At 69.2% G+C, this 16,648-nt stretch carries 16 protein-coding genes; 9 read left to right on the top strand and 7 right to left on the bottom strand.

The window, feature by feature from the left end; all coding sequences use genetic code 11:
* Positions 1 to 94: 94 nt before the first annotated feature.
* The 3 genes from thpR to mmcB are packed head-to-tail and all read left to right on the top strand — an operon-like array spanning position 95 to position 1,669.
* Positions 95 to 634: an RNA 2',3'-cyclic phosphodiesterase gene (thpR, locus tag PIB44_RS00415; protein WP_278070056.1), complete on the top strand. Its 540-nt coding sequence runs from the start codon at positions 95 to 97 to the stop codon at positions 632 to 634.
* Entirely contained in the window at positions 631 to 1,197 is a 567-nt protein-coding gene (locus PIB44_RS00410) for a GNAT family N-acetyltransferase (RefSeq protein ID WP_025976329.1), read from the top strand. Before thpR ends, PIB44_RS00410 begins: the two co-directional genes overlap by 4 nt.
* Positions 1,198 to 1,222: 25 nt before the next feature.
* The gene (gene mmcB, locus PIB44_RS00405; RefSeq protein ID WP_278070055.1) at positions 1,223 to 1,669 is read left to right on the top strand and encodes a DNA repair putative endonuclease MmcB; all 447 of its coding nucleotides are present in this window, start codon (positions 1,223 to 1,225) and stop codon (positions 1,667 to 1,669) included.
* A gap of 174 nt (positions 1,670 to 1,843) precedes the next feature.
* Here the strand turns inward: mmcB and PIB44_RS00400 are convergent, their stop codons facing one another.
* The 3 genes from PIB44_RS00400 to PIB44_RS00390 all read right to left on the bottom strand — a co-directional run bounded on the left by PIB44_RS00400 (position 1,844) and on the right by PIB44_RS00390 (position 4,522).
* Positions 1,844 to 2,557, bottom strand: coding sequence for a M48 family metallopeptidase (locus PIB44_RS00400; RefSeq protein WP_278070054.1), 714 nt, complete (start codon positions 2,555 to 2,557; stop codon positions 1,844 to 1,846).
* On the bottom strand, positions 2,523 to 3,803 hold the full coding sequence (locus PIB44_RS00395) for a polyhydroxyalkanoate depolymerase (RefSeq protein ID WP_278070053.1): 1,281 nt from the start codon (positions 3,801 to 3,803) through the stop codon (positions 2,523 to 2,525). The genes PIB44_RS00400 and PIB44_RS00395 overlap by 35 nt, the downstream gene beginning before the upstream one ends.
* A 98-nt stretch (positions 3,804 to 3,901) precedes the next feature.
* Positions 3,902 to 4,522, bottom strand: coding sequence for an SCO family protein (locus PIB44_RS00390; protein ID WP_278070052.1), 621 nt, complete (start codon positions 4,520 to 4,522; stop codon positions 3,902 to 3,904).
* 91 nt (positions 4,523 to 4,613) lie between these two features.
* Between PIB44_RS00390 and PIB44_RS00385 the strand changes: the two genes are divergently transcribed.
* The gene (locus PIB44_RS00385; protein WP_134581877.1) at positions 4,614 to 6,113 is read left to right on the top strand and encodes an ActS/PrrB/RegB family redox-sensitive histidine kinase; all 1,500 of its coding nucleotides are present in this window, start codon (positions 4,614 to 4,616) and stop codon (positions 6,111 to 6,113) included.
* A gap of 70 nt (positions 6,114 to 6,183) precedes the next feature.
* Entirely contained in the window at positions 6,184 to 6,738 is a 555-nt protein-coding gene (locus PIB44_RS00380) for an ActR/PrrA/RegA family redox response regulator transcription factor (RefSeq protein ID WP_134581876.1), read from the top strand.
* Positions 6,739 to 6,856: 118 nt separating this feature from the next.
* On the opposite strand, the gene PIB44_RS00375 is transcribed toward PIB44_RS00380, so the two are convergent.
* The 3 genes from PIB44_RS00375 to PIB44_RS00365 form a co-directional block, all read right to left on the bottom strand.
* Positions 6,857 to 8,929 carry a transglycosylase domain-containing protein gene (locus PIB44_RS00375; protein ID WP_278070051.1) on the bottom strand — a complete coding sequence of 691 codons (2,073 nt, stop codon included), beginning with the start codon at positions 8,927 to 8,929 and terminating at the stop codon, positions 6,857 to 6,859.
* Between the two features lie 197 nt (positions 8,930 to 9,126).
* The gene (locus PIB44_RS00370; protein ID WP_278070050.1) at positions 9,127 to 9,747 is read right to left on the bottom strand and encodes a class I SAM-dependent methyltransferase; all 621 of its coding nucleotides are present in this window, start codon (positions 9,745 to 9,747) and stop codon (positions 9,127 to 9,129) included.
* Positions 9,744 to 10,679, bottom strand: a complete 936-nt coding sequence (locus tag PIB44_RS00365; RefSeq protein ID WP_278070049.1) for an alpha/beta fold hydrolase — start codon at positions 10,677 to 10,679, stop codon at positions 9,744 to 9,746. Before PIB44_RS00365 ends, PIB44_RS00370 begins: the two co-directional genes overlap by 4 nt.
* A gap of 99 nt (positions 10,680 to 10,778) precedes the next feature.
* On the opposite strand from PIB44_RS00365, the gene PIB44_RS00360 reads away from it, so the two are divergent.
* The 3 genes from PIB44_RS00360 (at position 10,779) to PIB44_RS00350 (ending at position 14,381) form a co-directional block, all read left to right on the top strand.
* On the top strand, positions 10,779 to 11,894 hold the full coding sequence (locus PIB44_RS00360) for a Rieske 2Fe-2S domain-containing protein (RefSeq protein ID WP_278070048.1): 1,116 nt from the start codon (positions 10,779 to 10,781) through the stop codon (positions 11,892 to 11,894).
* A gap of 61 nt (positions 11,895 to 11,955) precedes the next feature.
* Complete coding sequence (locus tag PIB44_RS00355; protein ID WP_278070047.1) at positions 11,956 to 12,606, top strand: DUF1345 domain-containing protein; 651 nt, start codon at positions 11,956 to 11,958, stop codon at positions 12,604 to 12,606.
* Between the two features lie 296 nt (positions 12,607 to 12,902).
* Entirely contained in the window at positions 12,903 to 14,381 is a 1,479-nt protein-coding gene (locus PIB44_RS00350) for a DEAD/DEAH box helicase (RefSeq protein ID WP_278071011.1), read from the top strand.
* A gap of 147 nt (positions 14,382 to 14,528) precedes the next feature.
* Here the strand turns inward: PIB44_RS00350 and purH are convergent, their stop codons facing one another.
* Positions 14,529 to 16,133, bottom strand: a complete 1,605-nt coding sequence (gene purH, locus PIB44_RS00345) for a bifunctional phosphoribosylaminoimidazolecarboxamide formyltransferase/IMP cyclohydrolase (RefSeq protein ID WP_278070046.1) — start codon at positions 16,131 to 16,133, stop codon at positions 14,529 to 14,531.
* 231 nt (positions 16,134 to 16,364) lie between these two features.
* Here purH and PIB44_RS15145 point away from each other — a divergent pair, with 231 nt between their 5' ends.
* Positions 16,365 to 16,580, top strand: a complete 216-nt coding sequence (locus PIB44_RS15145; RefSeq protein ID WP_318035481.1) for a GIY-YIG nuclease family protein — start codon at positions 16,365 to 16,367, stop codon at positions 16,578 to 16,580.
* Positions 16,581 to 16,648 lie beyond the last annotated feature (68 nt).

Here is a 16,648-nt window from a genome sequence, read left to right as displayed (position 1 = left end):
TCCCGACCTTTGGCTCAAATATCGGCACGCCGGGGCGTCCATGCAAGAAAAAGCGGGCTTCCGGCCGGCGGTTCCGCCCGCTACCAAGGGTCGCATGCTACGTCTGTTCACCGCCATCGCCATTCCCGAGGACGTCGCCGAGACCCTGGCGCGGCGGCAGTCCGGCCTGCCCGGCGCCCGCTGGCGGCCGCTGGACGCCCTGCACGTCACCCTGGCCTTCTATGGCGAGGCGTCCGAGCGCACGGCCGACGACCTGGCCTCCGAGCTGACCCGCGCCGAGGGCGGGGGGCCCTTTAAGCTCACCCTGAGCGGCGTCGGCGCCTTCGGCGACGCCCATCGCAGCCACACCCTGTGGGCCGGGTTGGAGCGGTCCGAACCGCTGAACGTCCTGGCCGGGCGTTGCCGGTCGGCCGGCGAGCGCGCGGGCGTCCCGCCGGAGAAGCGCGAATACCGGCCGCACGTCACCCTGGCCTATCTGAAGCCCCAGGCGAACCCCGACCGCATCGGCGCCTGGATCGCCGGGCACAACCTGTTGAAGTCGCCGCCGATCCGGGTGGATCGCTTCGGCCTCTACTCCAGCGTCCTGACCGGGGACGGCAGCGTCTACACCCTGGAACGGGAGTATCTGTTGTGATCGAGCGTCCCACCTCGCCCCTCGGCCCCACGCTGGAAACCGAGCGTCTGTTCGTGCGCCCGCCGACGCTGGAGGACTTCCCGCGCTGGGCCGACTTCATGAGCGACCCGGAGACGACCCGCTTCATCGGCGGGGTGCAGTCCAGGCACGAGGTTTGGCGCGCCATCGCCTCGGTGGCGGGCATGTGGGCGCTGCAGGGCGAGGGCATGTTCTCGGTGATCGAGAAGGCGACCGGCCTGTGGATGGGCCGGATCGGGCCGCTGCACCCCTATGACTGGCCGGGCCGGGAAGTGGGCTGGAGCCTGCACCGCGACGCCACGGGCAAGGGCTATGCGCTCGAGGCGGCTGCGGCGACCATGGACTACGCCTTCGACGTGCTGGAGTGGCCCGACGTCATCCACTGCATCGACCCGGACAACCGCGCCTCGGAGAAGCTGGCCGAGCGGCTGGGCTCGACCAATCGCGGGCCGGGCGCGATCCCGCCGCCGTTTCACGAGCACAAGGTCAATCTGTGGGGCCAGACGCGCGAGCAGTGGCGGGCGAACCGGCAGCGCTTGCGGTAGGAACGCAACGGGAACATAAAGGCGCATGGCCGCCGCTGCGCTTCACCTCGAATTGATCTTCAGCCGCCCCGAAACCACCCTCTCGGTGACGCGAGGGGCCGCTCGGCTGCTGGTCGACATGGGCTATGCGCCCCTGCTGGAGGTCTGTCTGCCCAATGGGCGGCGCGCCGACGTCATGGCCCTTGGACCCAAGGGCGACATCGTCATCTGCGAGGTGAAGTCGGGTATCGACGACTATCGCGTCGACCGCAAATGGCAGGAGTACGGGCCGTTCTGCGACGCCTTCTACTTCGCCGTGGCCCCGGAGTTCCCTGAGGGCGTGCTGCCGGACGAGCCGGGCCTGATCGTGGCCGACGGCTTCGGCGGGGCGGTGCTGCGCGAGGCGCCGGCGACGCCCCTGGCCCCCGCGCGCCGCAAGGCCCTGACCCTGGCCTTCGCCCGTCTGGGCGCGCTCAGGGCGATGCGGGAATAACGCCCTCCCCTTGAGGGAAGGTGGGCGCCGGAGGCGCTCGGATGAGGGGGGTCGGCGCGGTGTCTGAAGTTCTAGCGATCGGGCGCTGCGACAGCCGCTTAAGCCGCTGCGCTCACACCCCTCATCCGTCAGGCTGCGCCTGCCACCTTCTCCCTCAAGGGGAGAAGGGCCTCCTTACCCGCCCACGGCGTGCAGCGCCGCGCCATGGTCGCGCAGCCAGCGGCGGTGCGGGCGATGATCCCCGATCAGTCGAGCCACGACGGCCCAATACGCCGGGCTGTGGTCGGCGTGGACCAGGTGGGCGACCTCATGCGCGGCCAGGTAGTCGGCCACGGCGGGCGGGGCCATGATGACGCGCCACGAGTAGCGGATCGAGCGGTTGTGCGGGCTACACGAGCCCCAGCGCGAGCGGGTGTCGACGATGGACACCTTCACCGGCCCCTGACCCAGGGTCTTCAGGTGGATCTGCGTGCGTTCGGTCAGGAAGTCGCGCGCGGCCCGGCGGAACCAGTTCTCGATACGGCGAGAGAAGGCCTCGCCCTGGCCGCCTGAACGCAGCACAGACCCCTCGTCCGTCTCGATCAGGCGCGCGGCGCCCGCGCCGCCGCTCGCCTCCAGCCGCAGCGGACGGCCCAGCCAGGTGACGACGGCGCCGGGTTCAAACGCCAGGGTCTCGACCCGCGCGGCCAGCCGTTCGGCGATCCATCCGGCCTTGGTGCGGGCGAAGGCGACGACCTCGCCAAGGCGCCGCTCGCTGGGGGCCACGGCCACGGCCTCGCCGGCGCGGGCGTCGATGCGGATCGACAGACGCCGCGCGCGCGGATTGACCGACAGCCTCAGGGCGCCGCCGCCCTCAAGCGGCAGACGCTGACCGTTCCGGTACGACACTGAGGGCTTCGTTCTGGGCGATGAAATCGCGCACGCGGGGATAGATCTCCTCGCGGAAACGGCGGCCGTTGAAGACGCCGTAGTGGCCGACCTTGGGCTGGACGTAGAGCAGACGGCGGTCGTCGGGGATGTTGGGCGTCAGCCCGTGCGCGGCCTGCGTCTGGCCGACGCCGGAGATGTCGTCCATCTCGCCCTCGATGGTGGCCAGGCCAATGTCCTTGATCGCCGTCAGATCGACGGTCTGACCGCGGTGCTGCAACAGGCCGCGCGGCAGCAGGTGCTGCTGGAAGACGATGTCGATGGTCTGGAGATAGAACTCCTCGGTCAGGTCCAGCACCGACAGATATTCGTCGTAGAATTGCTCGTGCTTCTCGACCCCGTCGCCGTCGCCCGCCACCAGGTCCTCGAAATAGCGGCGATGGGCGTCGACGTGTTTGTCCTCGTTCATCGACATGAAGCTGTAGAGCTGGACGAAGCCCGGATAGACCCGCCGCCCCACGCCCGGATAGGGCAGAGGCACGGTGTGGATCATGTTCGACTTGAACCAGGTGAAGGGCTTTTCCTCGGCCAGCTGGTTCGTCACCGTCGGCGACAGGCGCGCGTCGATGGGCGAGCCCATGAAGGTCATGGAGGCGGGGCGGTTCGGGTCGTCCTCGGCCGCCATCACGGCGCAGGCCGCCAGCACCGGCGGCCCCGGCTGGCAGACGCCGACGACGTGGGCGCGCGGGCCCACGGCGGCCAGCAGGTCGCGCACATGGTCGATGTAGTCGTTGAAGTCGAACCGGCCTTCCAGCATCGGCACCTGGCGGGCGTTGGCCCAGTCGGTGACATAGACGTCGTGGTCCTGAAGGAAGGTCTCGACCGTGCCGCGCAGCAGGGTGGCGTAGTGGCCCGACAGCGGAGCGACGATCACCACGGCGGGCGCGGCGGCGGGTCGGCCCGCGCGTTTCAGGTCGCCGATGTTGCGGGCGAACCGCACCAGGCGGCACCAGGGCGAGGACCACACCACCTGTTCGGTGGTGCGCACGGGCTTGCCGTCGATCTCGATCGTCTCAAGGCCCCAGTCGGGCTTGCCGTAGCGGCGCGTCAGGCTTTCGAACACCTCGGCGGCGGCATAGGCGGTGCGGCCGATCGCTGTGTCCGCCGCCGGATTGAGCGGAGAGGTCCAGAACTGCCGGGCCATCTGGGCCCCGATCCGGAACGGCGTCGCTGAATGGTAGGCGAGCTCGTGAAAAGCGTAGAGCATGAAACCCCGAGTGCGGCCCCCCGCCGATGCGGATCGCCGATCATACAGGATGATGCGCTGCAAAAAAGCCCGGCCGCGCCGCGTTCAGGCAAAGGTGATCAGCCCTTCTCCATCGCGTTTTCGATCAGGGTCACGGTGCGGCTGGGCCCCAGATCGTGGGCGACGGCGCTGCGGAACTTGCCGTCCGGCCCCATCAGATAGACGGTCAGGCCGTGGTTCATGGTGTAGCCCTCGCCCTCGCCGACCTTCTGATAGAAGGCGCGGTATTCCCTGGCGACCTGGGCCACCTGTTCCGGCGTGCCGGTCAGCCCGATGACGCCGTCGGGGAAGCCGTCCGACGACAGATAGTCCTTCAGCATCTGCGGGGTGTCGCGCTCAGGGTCGATGCTGATGAAGACGATCTGCAGGTCCTTGGCCTTGTCGCCCATCCGTTCCTGCACGGCGTTCAGCACGCCCAGCGTGGTCGGGCAGTAGTCGGGGCAATAGGTGAAGCCGAAGAAGACCAGGCTCCATTTGCCTTCAAGAATCTTTTCCGTGACCGCCTGCCCGTCCTGATCGGTCAGGGTGAAGGGGCCGCCGACCAGAGGCTGGCCGGTGGCCGCATCCGTCGTCTGGGCCGCTTGTTGACGACCGCCGACCACCACCATGGTGATCAGGCCCAGCGCCAGGGCGATGACCGCGCAGGCGGCGGCGAACAGGATGACGGGACGGCGGGGCATGGCCTCTCCTTGAGGGGAACGACGCGGAACATCGGGCGGGCGCGACACGGCGTACCGTGCAGCCGCCACTCGCGCGGTCTATAGAAGAGGGGTGAGCCCGACAGAAGCCCCCATACCGCCGCACGCCCCGCTGCACCTCCTGGCCCAGGCGGGCGGCGAACTGGCCGGTCTGCCCGAACTGCCCCGGCGCGGGCGCGGCCTGTCGCTGCGCACCCTGATCGTGCTGCGCTGGCTGGCGGTGATCGGCCAGACCTGCGCCATCCTGACCGCCTATTTCGCCCTGCACTTCCCCTTGCCGTTATGGGAGTGCCTGACGGTGATCGGCGCGGGCGTGGCGATGAACCTGGCCACGATGGCGCGGGCGCGGCGCATCGACGGCAGCCTGCCGGACGGGCCGAGAACCGCCGCCCAGCTGGGCTTCGACATCCTGCAGCTGGCGACGCTGCTGGCTCTGACCGGCGGTCTGGCCAACCCCTTCTGCCTGTTGTTGGTCGCGCCGGTGACGATCGCGGCGGCGGCCCTGCCTGCGCGGCAGGCGGTCATTCTGGGCGTCATGGCCCTGATCGCCGTGGGCTTCCTGTTCTCCTGGTCCCTGCCCCTGCCGTGGCGCCTGCATGAGCATCTGGAGCTGCCGGGCCTCTACCGTCTGGGGCTGGGGCTGGCGCTGGTGACCGGGGTGCTGTTCACCTCCGGCTATGCGTGGAAGGTGGCGGCCGACGCCGACAAGCTGGAGCTGGCCCTGGCCACCACGCAGGACGTGCTGCAGCGCGAACAGAGGCTGGCGGCCCTGGGCGGTCTGGCCGCCGCCGCCGCCCATGAACTGGGCACGCCCCTGGCCACCATACAGGTCGTCGCCAAGGAGATGCTGCGGGACGCCCCCGCCGGCAGTCCCGCCGCCGAGGACGCCGGCCTGATCCTGCAGCAAGCCGAGCGCTGCCGCGCCATCCTGAAGCAGTTGTCGGCCCAGCCCCAGGAAGGCGACGCCCTGTTCGCCGACATCGATCTGAAGGCCCTGCTGGAAGAGGTGGCCCAGCCGCATCGGGGCTTTGATCTGGACTTCGACATCGCCGTGAAGGCGCCGCCCGGCCAGCCCGTGCCGCGCGTGCGCCGCCTGCCCGAGATCGTGCACGGCCTGTCCACCCTGGTCGAGAACGCCGCCGACTTCGCCACGGCGCGGGTGCAACTGACCGCCGTGGTGGACGCAGGATGGATCGAGATCGACATCGTCGACGACGGCCCCGGCTTCGCCTCTGAAATCCTGCCGCGCCTGGGCGAGCCCTATGTGACCAGCCGTCCGCAGGCCAAGGCCCGCCGGGCCCTGGCGGCCCAGATCGCCTCGGCGTCCAGCCCGGCGCGCAGGGGACGGCGCGCGCCGCCGCCGCCGGTCACCGCCCCCATCGCGCCCAGCCAGGGCGGCATGGGGCTGGGCTTCTTCATCGCCCGCACCCTGCTGGAACGGACCGGCGCCAAGGTTTCGGTCGGCGCGGGCGCGCCCGCCAAGGGCCAGCCCGGCGGCGCCCTCGTCTCCGTGCGCTGGGCGCGTCAGGCGCTGGAAGTCACCGCCTCGGCGATGGATGGCGGCGGAACCTGATGTCGCAGTTGCGAGCTTGGCCCTTGACCCTGCGTCGTTGACGCACGACCTGAAACCTCAGGAGAATTTCATGTCCGAACTCGAGACCCAGATCGCCGCCCTCAACGACAAGTCCCTGCTGCTGCTGGACGATGATCAGGCGCTGCGCACCCGGCTGGGCCGGGCGCTGGAATCGCGCGGGTTCGCCGTCTCTGTCGCCGGTTCGGTTGCCGAGGCCAGCGACGCCCTGCGCCAGTCGGTCCCGGCCTTCGCGGTCCTGGACATGCGGCTTGAGGACGGCAACGGCCTGAAGGTGGTCGAGATGATCCGCGAGCGGCGCGAGGACGCCCGCATCGTCATGCTGACTGGCTACGGCGCCATCGCCACGGCCGTGGCGGCGGTCAAGGCGGGCGCGGTCGACTATCTGCAGAAGCCCGCTGACGCCGACGACGTGGTCAAGGCTCTGCTGTCGACCGGCGAGGCGCCCGAGCCGCCGGAAAACCCGATGTCGGCCGACCGGGTGCGCTGGGAGCATATCCAGCGGGTCTATGAGCTGTGCGACCACAACGTGTCCGAGACGGCGCGCCGCCTGGGCATGCACCGCCGCACCCTGCAACGCATCCTGGCCAAGCGCGCGCCGCGATAGGCTGCTTTTTGCGCGCTATGCTCGCGACGCGGTCGCTCGCGGCTTGAGCGCCTTACTCTTCTCCTTCACCCCTCGCGGGAGAAGGCGGCCCGCCACGAGGCAGAGGGCGCCCAATCGGTCAGAAGAACAGCGCGTCCGGGCGCCGTTCCTGCTGGGGCGCAGGGGGCGTCTGCGGCGGGGCGGGCCGGGCCGCCGGCGCCGGTTGCGGCTGGACCGGTTGCTGTGCCTGGCCGTCGATGATCACCGGCGGCGGGGCGTCGTAGGGCGTGGCCGCGGCGTAAGGGTCCTCGACCTGGCCCATCAGATCGCCGACCGGATCGGGCGGGATCCAGCCTTCGGGCAGGGGCGGACCGTTGGGAATGGCTTGGACCGCCAGCTTGGGCAGGGCGGCTTCCATAAAGCCGCGCCAGATGGCGGCGGGCGCCGCGCCGCCAGTGACCCGGGCCATCGGCTTGTTGTCGTCCTTGCCGACCCAGACGGCGGCGACGAAGCCGCCGGTGTAGCCGACGAACCAGGCGTCCTTGTAATCCGAGGTGGTGCCGGTCTTGCCGGCGATATCGCGCCCGCCGATCGCCGCCGAGCGGCCGCTGCCCGACGTGACGACGCCGCGCAGCATCTGGTTCATGTAATAGAGCGGCGGATTGTTGATGGCCTGGCCGCCTTCCGACGGGCCGTGGGTATAGATCACGCGGCCGGACGGCGTGCGGATCCGGCTGATGCCATAGGCGTCGACGCGGCGGCCGCCGTTGGCGAAGGCGTCATAGGCCTGAGCCATCTCCAGCGGGCTGACCTCGACGGCGCCGAGCGCCATGGACGGCTGCAGGCCGATCTCGCTGGAGATCCCGAGGCGACGGGCGGCGCGGGCCACGCTGTCGCGCCCGACCTGATCGGCGACATAGGCCGCGACCGTGTTGGTCGATTGGGCTACGGCCTGGGCCAGTGTCATCTGGCCGGAGAAATTGCCGGAATAGTTGCGCGGCGACCAGCCGCCGATGGTCACGGGCTGGTCCACCACCGGGGTCTGGGGCGTATAGCCCGCCTCCACGGCGGCCAGGTAGACGAAGGGCTTCCAGGCCGAGCCCGCCTGACGCCGCGCATCCACCGCGCGGTTGAACTGGCTGTCGCCGTAGGAGGCGCCGCCGATCATGGCGCGCACCCGGCCGTCGCCGTCCAGGGCGACCAGGGCGGCCTGTTCGACGCCCTTGCCCTTGTCGCGGTCCAGGATGCGGCGCACGGCGCGCTCGGCGTCGGTCTGCAAGGTCAGATCGAGCGTCGTCTCGACGACCATGTCCTCGGTCGGTTCGCCGACCAGGGTGCGGATCTGCTTGTCCAGCCAGTCGATGAAGTATTGGGCGTGCTGGCTGGCCAGGGTCTTGGACACCCGCACCGGCTCGGCCACGGCGGCCTCGCGCTGGGCCGGGGTGATGGCGCCGACCTCGACCATCTCGTTCAGCACGACGTTGGCGCGTGTCGCGGCGCGCTCGCTCTCGGACACCGGGGAATAGCGCGAGGGCGCCTTCAGCAGGCCCGCCAGCAGGGCGGCCTCGCCGACTGTCAGCTTGTCGGCGCTCTTGTCGAAATAGCGCTGCGAGGCGGATTCGATGCCATAGGCGCCCGCGCCGAAATAGACGCGGTTCAGATACAGGGCGAGGATTTCCTTCTTGGAGAACTTCATCTCCAGCCACACGGCCAGGATCAGCTCCTGCACCTTGCGCTTCATGTTCTGATCGGGCGTCAGGAACAGGTTCTTGGCCAGCTGCTGGGTGATGGTCGAGCCGCCCTGAACCACGCGCCCGGCCCTCAGGTTCGAGGCCATGGCCCGGCTCATGCCGATCGGATCGAAGCCGGGGTGGTGATAGAAGCGGCGATCCTCGATGGCCACGAAGGCGGCGGGGACGTAGTCGGGCAGGGCGTCCAGATCGACCGGCGGCGCCATCTGGGTGCCGCGCACCGCGATCAGGGCGCCGGAGCGGTCCAGATAGGTGATCGAGGGCTGGCGATCGACCTCATACAGGCTGGAGGTGTCCGGCAGGTCGCGCGCAAAGACGGCCAGGAAGACCACGGCGAAGATCAGGCCCCAGACGGCCAGCACCGCGCCCCAGTAGAACAGGCGGCCGACGACGGTTCGGCGCGGGCGTGCTCCACCCTGCTCGTTGCGGTCGGGTCCGCGGTCGTTGCGCGCCATGAACATCCCTCTATGCCAGCGACATGGACCCTAGACCATTTTCGGTTCAGTCGGAATCGACTGCCCCTAGAACAATGGTCCAGAATTAACTGGAGCGAAGATCTGAGTCTGGTTGGACAAGCGTCCAACCAAACCGATTTCGCTCTAGCCGTTCCCGTCGCCGGCGAAAACGCCCCCGTTTTCGATCACGGCAGCGTGTGCGCCTATTTCGCCGAAAGAATGGCGCGGCGGGCCAGCCAGACGCCGTTCCCGCCGCCGTTCTCAACCGCCAGTCCGGCCTGGGTCAGCGCGGCGCGATACGCCTCAGGGGCCAGGCTGCCGTGATAGAGGGCTTCGCCGCGCCACTCGCCGATCGCCTCGCCGTGGGCGGGCCCGGCGGTGAACATCAGCCGGCCGCCGGGCGTCACCCGGGCGGCCAGGGCCGGCAGGACCGCTGTTTGCGCTTCCGGAGTCAAGTGGAACAGGCTGTGCCAGGCCAGAACGCCGTGAAAAGCGTCGTCCGGCAAGGCGTCGCGCATGTCGCCGATACGCCAGTCGCCGCCAGGCAAGGTCTCGCGCGCATGGGCGATCAGGCCGGGCGAGGCGTCGAGGCCGACGACCTCGAACCCGCGCTCCAGCAGGGCGGCGCCCATGGGCCAGCCCGAGCCGCAGCCGACGTCCAGCACGCGGGCGCCGCGCGGCCAGCCCTGCGTGAAGCGGTCCAGCCAGGCGGCTTCGTTCCAGTCGCCTTCATCCCGGCGCAGCACGACGCCCCGGTCGCGAATCCAGTCCGCCGCCTTGTCCTGATAGAGGCCGACGATCCGATCCGCAGCCGGATGGCTCACTTGGCCAGGAAGGCGTCCAGCGCGCCATGGAAGGCGTCGGGCTGGTCGAACATGATGAAGTGGGCGCTGTCGTCGATGCGCTTCAGCCTGGCGCCGGGCAGGGTCGCGAACGACATCTGATAGATGGCGTCGGTGATCGCATCGGTCATGCGGGCGTCGTTGAACTTGACGTAGAGCACCTCGGTCGGGGCGGTGATTTTGGCCAATTCAGGCCGCAGGTCGGTGGTCACCAGTTCGCGGAAGGCGGCGGCCGAGACTTTCTGGTCGCTGGCCCGCATGTCTTTCAACGCCTCTTCGCGGCGGCTTTCGGTGTTGATCATGCCGTTGATGGAGGCTGTGGCCTGGGCGACGTAGGCCTCGCGCGGGCTGGTCGACTGGGCGGTCCAGATCTGATCGGCGACGGGGGTCACGCTCTGCGCCGTCGCGCCGGGCGCGCCGAACATGGCGCCCATGAACGGGATCATGTCCACGACCATCAGCTTGCCGACCAGCTCGGGGTGACGTGCGGCCAGCATCATGCCCATGGTGCCCCCCATGGAGTGGCCGACGACGGCGGGCTGGTTCAGATGCTGTTCGCGGATGTAGCGGGCGATGTCCTCGGCCACGGGGGCGCCGACCGGTTGGGGCGCGTCGCCCTGGGCGTTGGCTTGAGGCGCGGCGCCCGCGAAACCGGCGACGTGGATGCGGTGGATGCGATAGCGCCCGGCCAGGTGATCGACCGTCCCCTGCCAGACCGCGGGCGAGGACGACAGGCCGGGGATCAGGATCAGGTCGGGCGCGCCCTCGGGGCCGTCGACCGTCACGCTAAGGCGGTCGGACGTGAAGGCGGCGTGCGCCGCGCGGTTGACATGGCCGTCCTGAGCCACGGCGGGGGCGGCGGCCAGCAACAGGGCGGCGGCGCCGAAAAAGGCGGTGGAGGCGGTGCGGATCAAGGCGTCTCTCCCAAAGAGAATTTGAGACAGATTAATTCATCGGCTGAGGAAGGGAATGGCCTTTGGACGGCTGACCGTCCCTGCTGCTACAAGGCGGCCATGACTGCAGACGCCGCGCCCGCTCCAGTATCCGCCCCCGAGGCCAAGGCTCCGCCGACCGCTTTCGGCAAGGGCTTCATCGCCGACGCCTGGTATTTCGTCGCCCTGGCGCGCGACGTGCCGGTGGCCAGCCTGAAGCGCTATGAGATTATGGGCGAGCCGGTGCTGATCGGCCGCACTCGCGCGGGGGAGGTCTATGGCATGCGCGACATCTGCCCCCACCGCGCGGCGCCGTTGTCGGCCGGGCGCCTGGTCGAGAAGCCGGGCGAGGGCGAGACGATCGAGTGCCCCTATCACGGCTGGCGCTTCCGTCCCGATGGGGTGTGCGCGGCCATTCCGTCGCTGGTTGAGGATCAGGCGTTCGAGGCGAACCGCATCAAGGTCCGCTCCTATCCGGTGCGCGAAAGTCAGGGCATGGTCTTCGTCTGGATGGCGGCCGACGCGCGCAACCCGTCCGAGCCGGATCAGGAACCGCCGCTGTTCCCCGGCGCCGTCGGCCAGCCGCGCCTAGTCGAGGCGATGGATTTCGACAGCCATATCGACCACGCTGTCGTCGGCCTGATGGACCCCGCCCACGGCCCCTATGTCCACCAGCAGTGGTGGTGGCGCTCGGAGCATTCCATGCACGAGAAGGCCAAAACCTTCGCCCCGGTCGACTTCGGCTGGGCCATGGTGCGCCATGCGCCGTCCTCGAACAGCCGCCTGTACAAGGTGCTGGGCGGGGCGCCCGCGACCGAGATCACCTTCCGCCTGCCGGGCTACCGCTGGGAGCATATCCAGGTCGGCGCCAAGCAGGTGCTGGCCCTGACCTGCCTGACGCCGGTGAGCGAGACCAAGACCCGCATCACCCAGATCTTCTGGTCCGACCACTGGGTGTTCGGCATCGCCAAGCCCTTCCTGCGCATGGGCGTCGTCGCCTTCCTCAAGCAGGACGGCGGCATGGTGAACCTGCAGAACGAGGGGCTGAAATACGACCCGGCCCTGATCTGGATCGACGACGCCGACAAACAGGCGAAATGGTATCAGCAGCTGAAGCGCGAATGGCTGAAGAGCCGCGCCGAGGGCCGCGCCTTCGTCAATCCGATCAAGGAGACGGTGCTGCGCTGGAAGAGCTGATGGCGGAACTCCGGCGGCTCAGCTCTGGCCGTTCCGTGCGGAACCGCGCAATCATGCCGTCATGAAGTCGGTCGCCCGCCTCTTTCGTCTGCATTTGGCCCTGTGGTTGGGCCTGGCGGTCATGGCGGCCGCGAGCGCCGTTTCGCCCGTAGCCTGGGGCTGGCCGATGCGGCTGGCGGTCGCGTGGGACGCGGGCGTGGCGGCCTTTCTGCTGCTGACCTTCGTGCGGCTCAGCCGAACCCGATCGGTGGCGACCATCCGCGCGCGGGCGGCGGAAATGGACCAGGCGGGCAGGGCGGTTCTGCCGCTCAGCCTGTTGGCGGCGGGGGCCAGCGTCTTCGTCATCGTCTTGATGGCGGCCTCGGGGGGCAAGCCTACGGCGACGGCGGCGACGCTGACCGTGGCCACCATCGCCCTCAGCTGGCTGTTCGTGCAGACCATCTTCGCCCTGCATTACGCCCATGAATTCTATGCGCCGGCCGGGACCGGCCAGGGCGACCGCCAAGGGCTGATGTTCCCCGGCGAGGACGACGCCGACTATTGGGACTTCCTGCACTTCGCCCTGATCATCGGCGTGGCGAACCAGACCGCCGACGTGCAGATCTCCAGCCAGCGCCTGCGCCGCATCGCCACCGTCCACAGCATCCTGGCCTGGCTTTTCAACACGGTGATCCTGGCCCTGGCGGTCAATCTGGCGGTCAACCTGCTGTAGGCTTTCGGCGGGTTCGCCTTGACTTGGCCGCTATTGAGGTCCATCTGCGCTGCATCGCACAATGCGGTGACCGGCGCGTTCCAGCGCGTGTTTGGGCTTCCCTGACCGGAAGGCCTGTCTGTCGAGCGGCCGGATCATTCGATTTCATACGTCGTCCATACACGCGGGGCGGCGCCCGTTCCCCGCCCGATTTCGGGCAGGCGACGTGCGCCCTTTTGTGAAGGTCTGGTTCGTCCAGCCGCGCGCGCCGCCGTTCGTGAAAGACAGACGTGAGCGACACTCTTACTTTTGAATCCATGGGCCTGAACAAGGCTCTGCTGACCGCCCTGGCCGCAACCGGCTACGAGAAGCCGACGCCGATCCAGGCCAAGTCCATCCCCGACGTGATGAAGGGCAAGGACCTGCTGGGCATCGCCCAGACCGGCACCGGCAAGACGGCGGCCTTCGCCCTGCCGATCCTGCATCGCCTGGCCGAGAACCGCGTGGCGCCCAAGCCGCGCACCACGCGCTGCCTGGTCCTGAGCCCGACGCGCGAACTGGCGACCCAGATCGCCGACAGCTTCAAGCAATACGGCGCCCACCTGGGCTTCCGCGTCGCCGTCATCTTCGGCGGCGTGAAATACGGCCCGCAGGAACGCGCCCTGCAACAGGGGCTTGATGTGCTGGTCGCGGCGCCCGGCCGCCTGCTGGACCACCTGCAACAGAAGACGCTGGACCTGTCGCAGACCGAGATCTTCGTCCTGGACGAGGCCGACCAGATGCTGGACCTGGGCTTCATCAAGCCGATCCGCCAGATCGTCAGCCGCATCCCGGCCAAGCGTCAGAACCTGTTCTTCTCGGCCACCATGCCGTCGGAGATCGGCAAGCTGGCCGGCGAGCTGCTGAAGGACCCGGTCAAGGTCCAGGTCACGCCGCAGGCCACCACGGTCGAGCGCATCCAGCAGTCGGTGATCTGGGTCGAACAGGGCAAGAAGCGCGCCCTGCTGACCGAGCTGTTCTCCGACCCCGCCTATACGCGCTGCCTGGTCTTCACCAAGACCAAGCACGGCGCCGACAAGGTCGCGGCCTATCTGGAGGCGGGCGGCGTCGAGGCCGGCGCCATCCACGGCAACAAGAGCCAGCCGCAACGCGAGCGCGCGCTTGAAGCCTTCAAGAACGGCAAGCTGCGCGTTCTGGTCGCCACCGATATCGCCGCGCGCGGCATCGACGTGGACAAGGTCACCCACGTGGTGAACTTCGAGCTGCCCTATGTGCCGGAAGCCTATGTCCACCGCATCGGCCGTACGGCCCGTGCGGGCAAGGACGGCACCGCCATCAGCTTCGTCGCCGGCGACGAGATGAAGCTGCTGAAGGACATCGAGAAGGTCACGCGCCAGAAGATCCCCGCGATCGACCGCCGCAACGACAAGGCGCTGGCCCAACTGGACGCCTCCATCATGGCGGCGGGCGTGGCCAAGAAGGCGACCCTGCCTGAACGTGAAGGCCGCTCGGACGGCGAAGGCCGGGGCGGGCGTGGTCGCGGCGGCCGCAACCCGCACCGCGAAGGCGTCAAGCATGACGGCGGCGGTCAGCCGCACCGCCAGCGTCGCGGCCGCAACGGCGCGCCTGCGGCCGAGCGTCCGGCGGTTGCCTATGATCCGATGGCGGGCGATCGCGCCCGTTCGTCGGTGCGCGCCGCACCTTCGGCCGAGCCCAAGCCGGTCGGTGAACTGCAGCGCCGCCCGCGTCGTCGTCGCCCGTCGAACGGCGGCAAGGGCCACGCCGCCCAGGGCTGATACAGCAAAGCCCGCTCGCTCCCCGCGGAGCGGGCGGCGCGGGCCGCCGGCGATAGGGTCGGGGAGGCGCGGGGCGCCTCCACAGCCTTAAAGGTTGCAAACCCGCTCAAGCCAGCAGGCGGCTGCGCCGCCTGCGTTAGCGGTCTATCAGTGCCTGAACACCCGCACGCCGGTGAAGGCCATGGCGATGTTGCGTTCGTCGGCGGCGGCGATGACTTCCTCGTCGCGGATCGAGCCGCCCGGCTGGATCACCGCCGTGGCCCCGGCGGCGACGGCTTCCAGCAGGCCGTCGGCGAAGGGGAAGAAGGCTTCGGACGCGCAGGCCGAGCCTTCAGCCAGCGAATGGGCCAGACCCTTGGCCTCGCCGGCTTCCTTGGCGCGGATGGCGGCGATGCGGGCGCTGTCGCGACGGTTCATCTGGCCGGCGCCGATGCCCGCCGTCTGGCCGTCCTTGGCGTAGACGATGGCGTTGGACTTGACGTGCTTGGCCACGGTGAAGGCGAACAGCATGTCCTGGATCTCGGTCGGCGTCGGCTGGCGGCGCGTGACGATCTTCAGATCTTCCGGCTTGATCAGCGAGCGGTCGCGCGACTGGACCAGGAAGCCGCCGGCCACCGAGCGGAACACCTCGCCCGGGCCGTGCGGGTCAGGGAGACCATTCGTGATCAGCAGGCGCAGGTTCTTCTTGGCGGCGAAGACTTCCTTGGCCTCGTCGTCCGCGCCCGGCGCGATGACCACCTCGGTGAAGATGCCGGTGATGGCGCGGGCGTCCTCGCCCGTCAGCGGGCGGTTGACGGCGATGACGCCGCCGAAGGCCGACACGGCGTCGCATTCCAGCGCGCGGGCGTAGGCCTCCGACAGGGTGTGGCCGACGGCCACGCCGCAGGGGTTGGCGTGCTTGACGATGACGCAGGCCGGGGCCTCGAACTCGGCGACCAGCTCATAGGCGGCGTCGGCGTCGGCGATGTTGTTGTAGCCCAGCTCCTTGCCCTGGATCTGGGTGGCGTAGGCCACGCCAGGGCGCTTCTCGCCGGTGCGGTAGAAGGCGCCGGTCTGGTGCGGGTTTTCGCCATAGCGCAGCGTTTGCGCCAGCGAACCGGCGATCGCCTTGCGCGCCGGGGCGGCGTCTTCCAGCTGACCGGCGAACCACGACGACACGGCGGCGTCATAGGCGGCGGTGCGGGCGAAGGCGCGGGCGGCCAACTGCTTGCGCAGCGCCAGCGTGGTCGTTCCGTCGGCCTTCAGCGCCTCGACGATCAGGCCGATGCTCTCGGCGTCCACGGCGACGGCGACGTGGCTGTGGTTCTTGCTGCCCGAGCGGATCATGGCCGGGCCGCCGATGTCGATGTTCTCGATGGCCGCTTCAAAGCCGCCGCCGGATTCCACGGTTTTTTCGAACGGATAGAGATCGATCCAGACGATGTCGATCGGGCCGATGCCGTGCTCGGTCATGGCGGCGGCGTGGGCCGGAGCGTTGCGCACCCCCAGCAGGCCGCCGTGCACGACCGGGTGCAGGGTCTTGACCCGGCCGTCCATCATTTCCGGGAAGCCGGTCAGATCGGCCACGTCCTTGACCGGCAGGCCGAAGCCCGCGATCGCCGCCTTGGTGCCGCCGGTCGAGACCAGTTCGACGCCGAGGCCCGCCAGGGTGCGCGCGGCGTCCTCCAGCCCCGCCTTGTCCGACAGGGAGATCAGGGCGCGGACGGGCTTGATCGCGTCCGGGGCGGGCGGAAAGTCGGGAGCGGCGGGCATGGGCGGCGTCCGTTTACGGCTGGGGCGGGGAGATGGCGGGGCCTCTAGCACCAACGGGACACGGCGTCAGCCCTTGGCGGCCGTTGCTGTGCTCCCGGCGCCCGATCCTCGGGTCAAGCCCGAGGATGACGAAAGGGAGGGGGCACGTGGAGAATGTTGTCGTTGTCTTGCTCACACTGCGTCATCCTCGGGCTTGACCCGAGGATCGAGTTGTCCGCCACTCATGGTTCCATGAACGAGCGCCGCCCTTTCATCGCGACCTATATTCTGGCCAGTCGCCCGCTCGGCGTTCTTTACGTCGGCATGACCTCGAACCTCTACGAGCGCATCCGCCAGCATCGGGAGGACGGCATCGAAGGCTTTGCCCAGCGTTACGGCTGCAAGACGCTGGTCTGGATGAGACGCACGGCTTCGTCACCGAGGCGATCCGGCGCGAGAAGGCGCTGAAGCGCTGGAACCGCACCTGGAAGCTGGAGCTGATCGAGAAGACCAACCCACAGTGGCAAGATCTCTAT

Origin of the sequence: Brevundimonas sanguinis (assembly GCF_029636725.1) — a bacterium.
In the GTDB taxonomy this organism is placed as follows: Bacteria; Pseudomonadota; Alphaproteobacteria; order Caulobacterales; family Caulobacteraceae; genus Brevundimonas; species Brevundimonas sanguinis.
The sequence above is the reverse complement of the archived record's forward strand: the minus strand, read 5'-3'. Positions and strand labels throughout refer to the sequence as shown.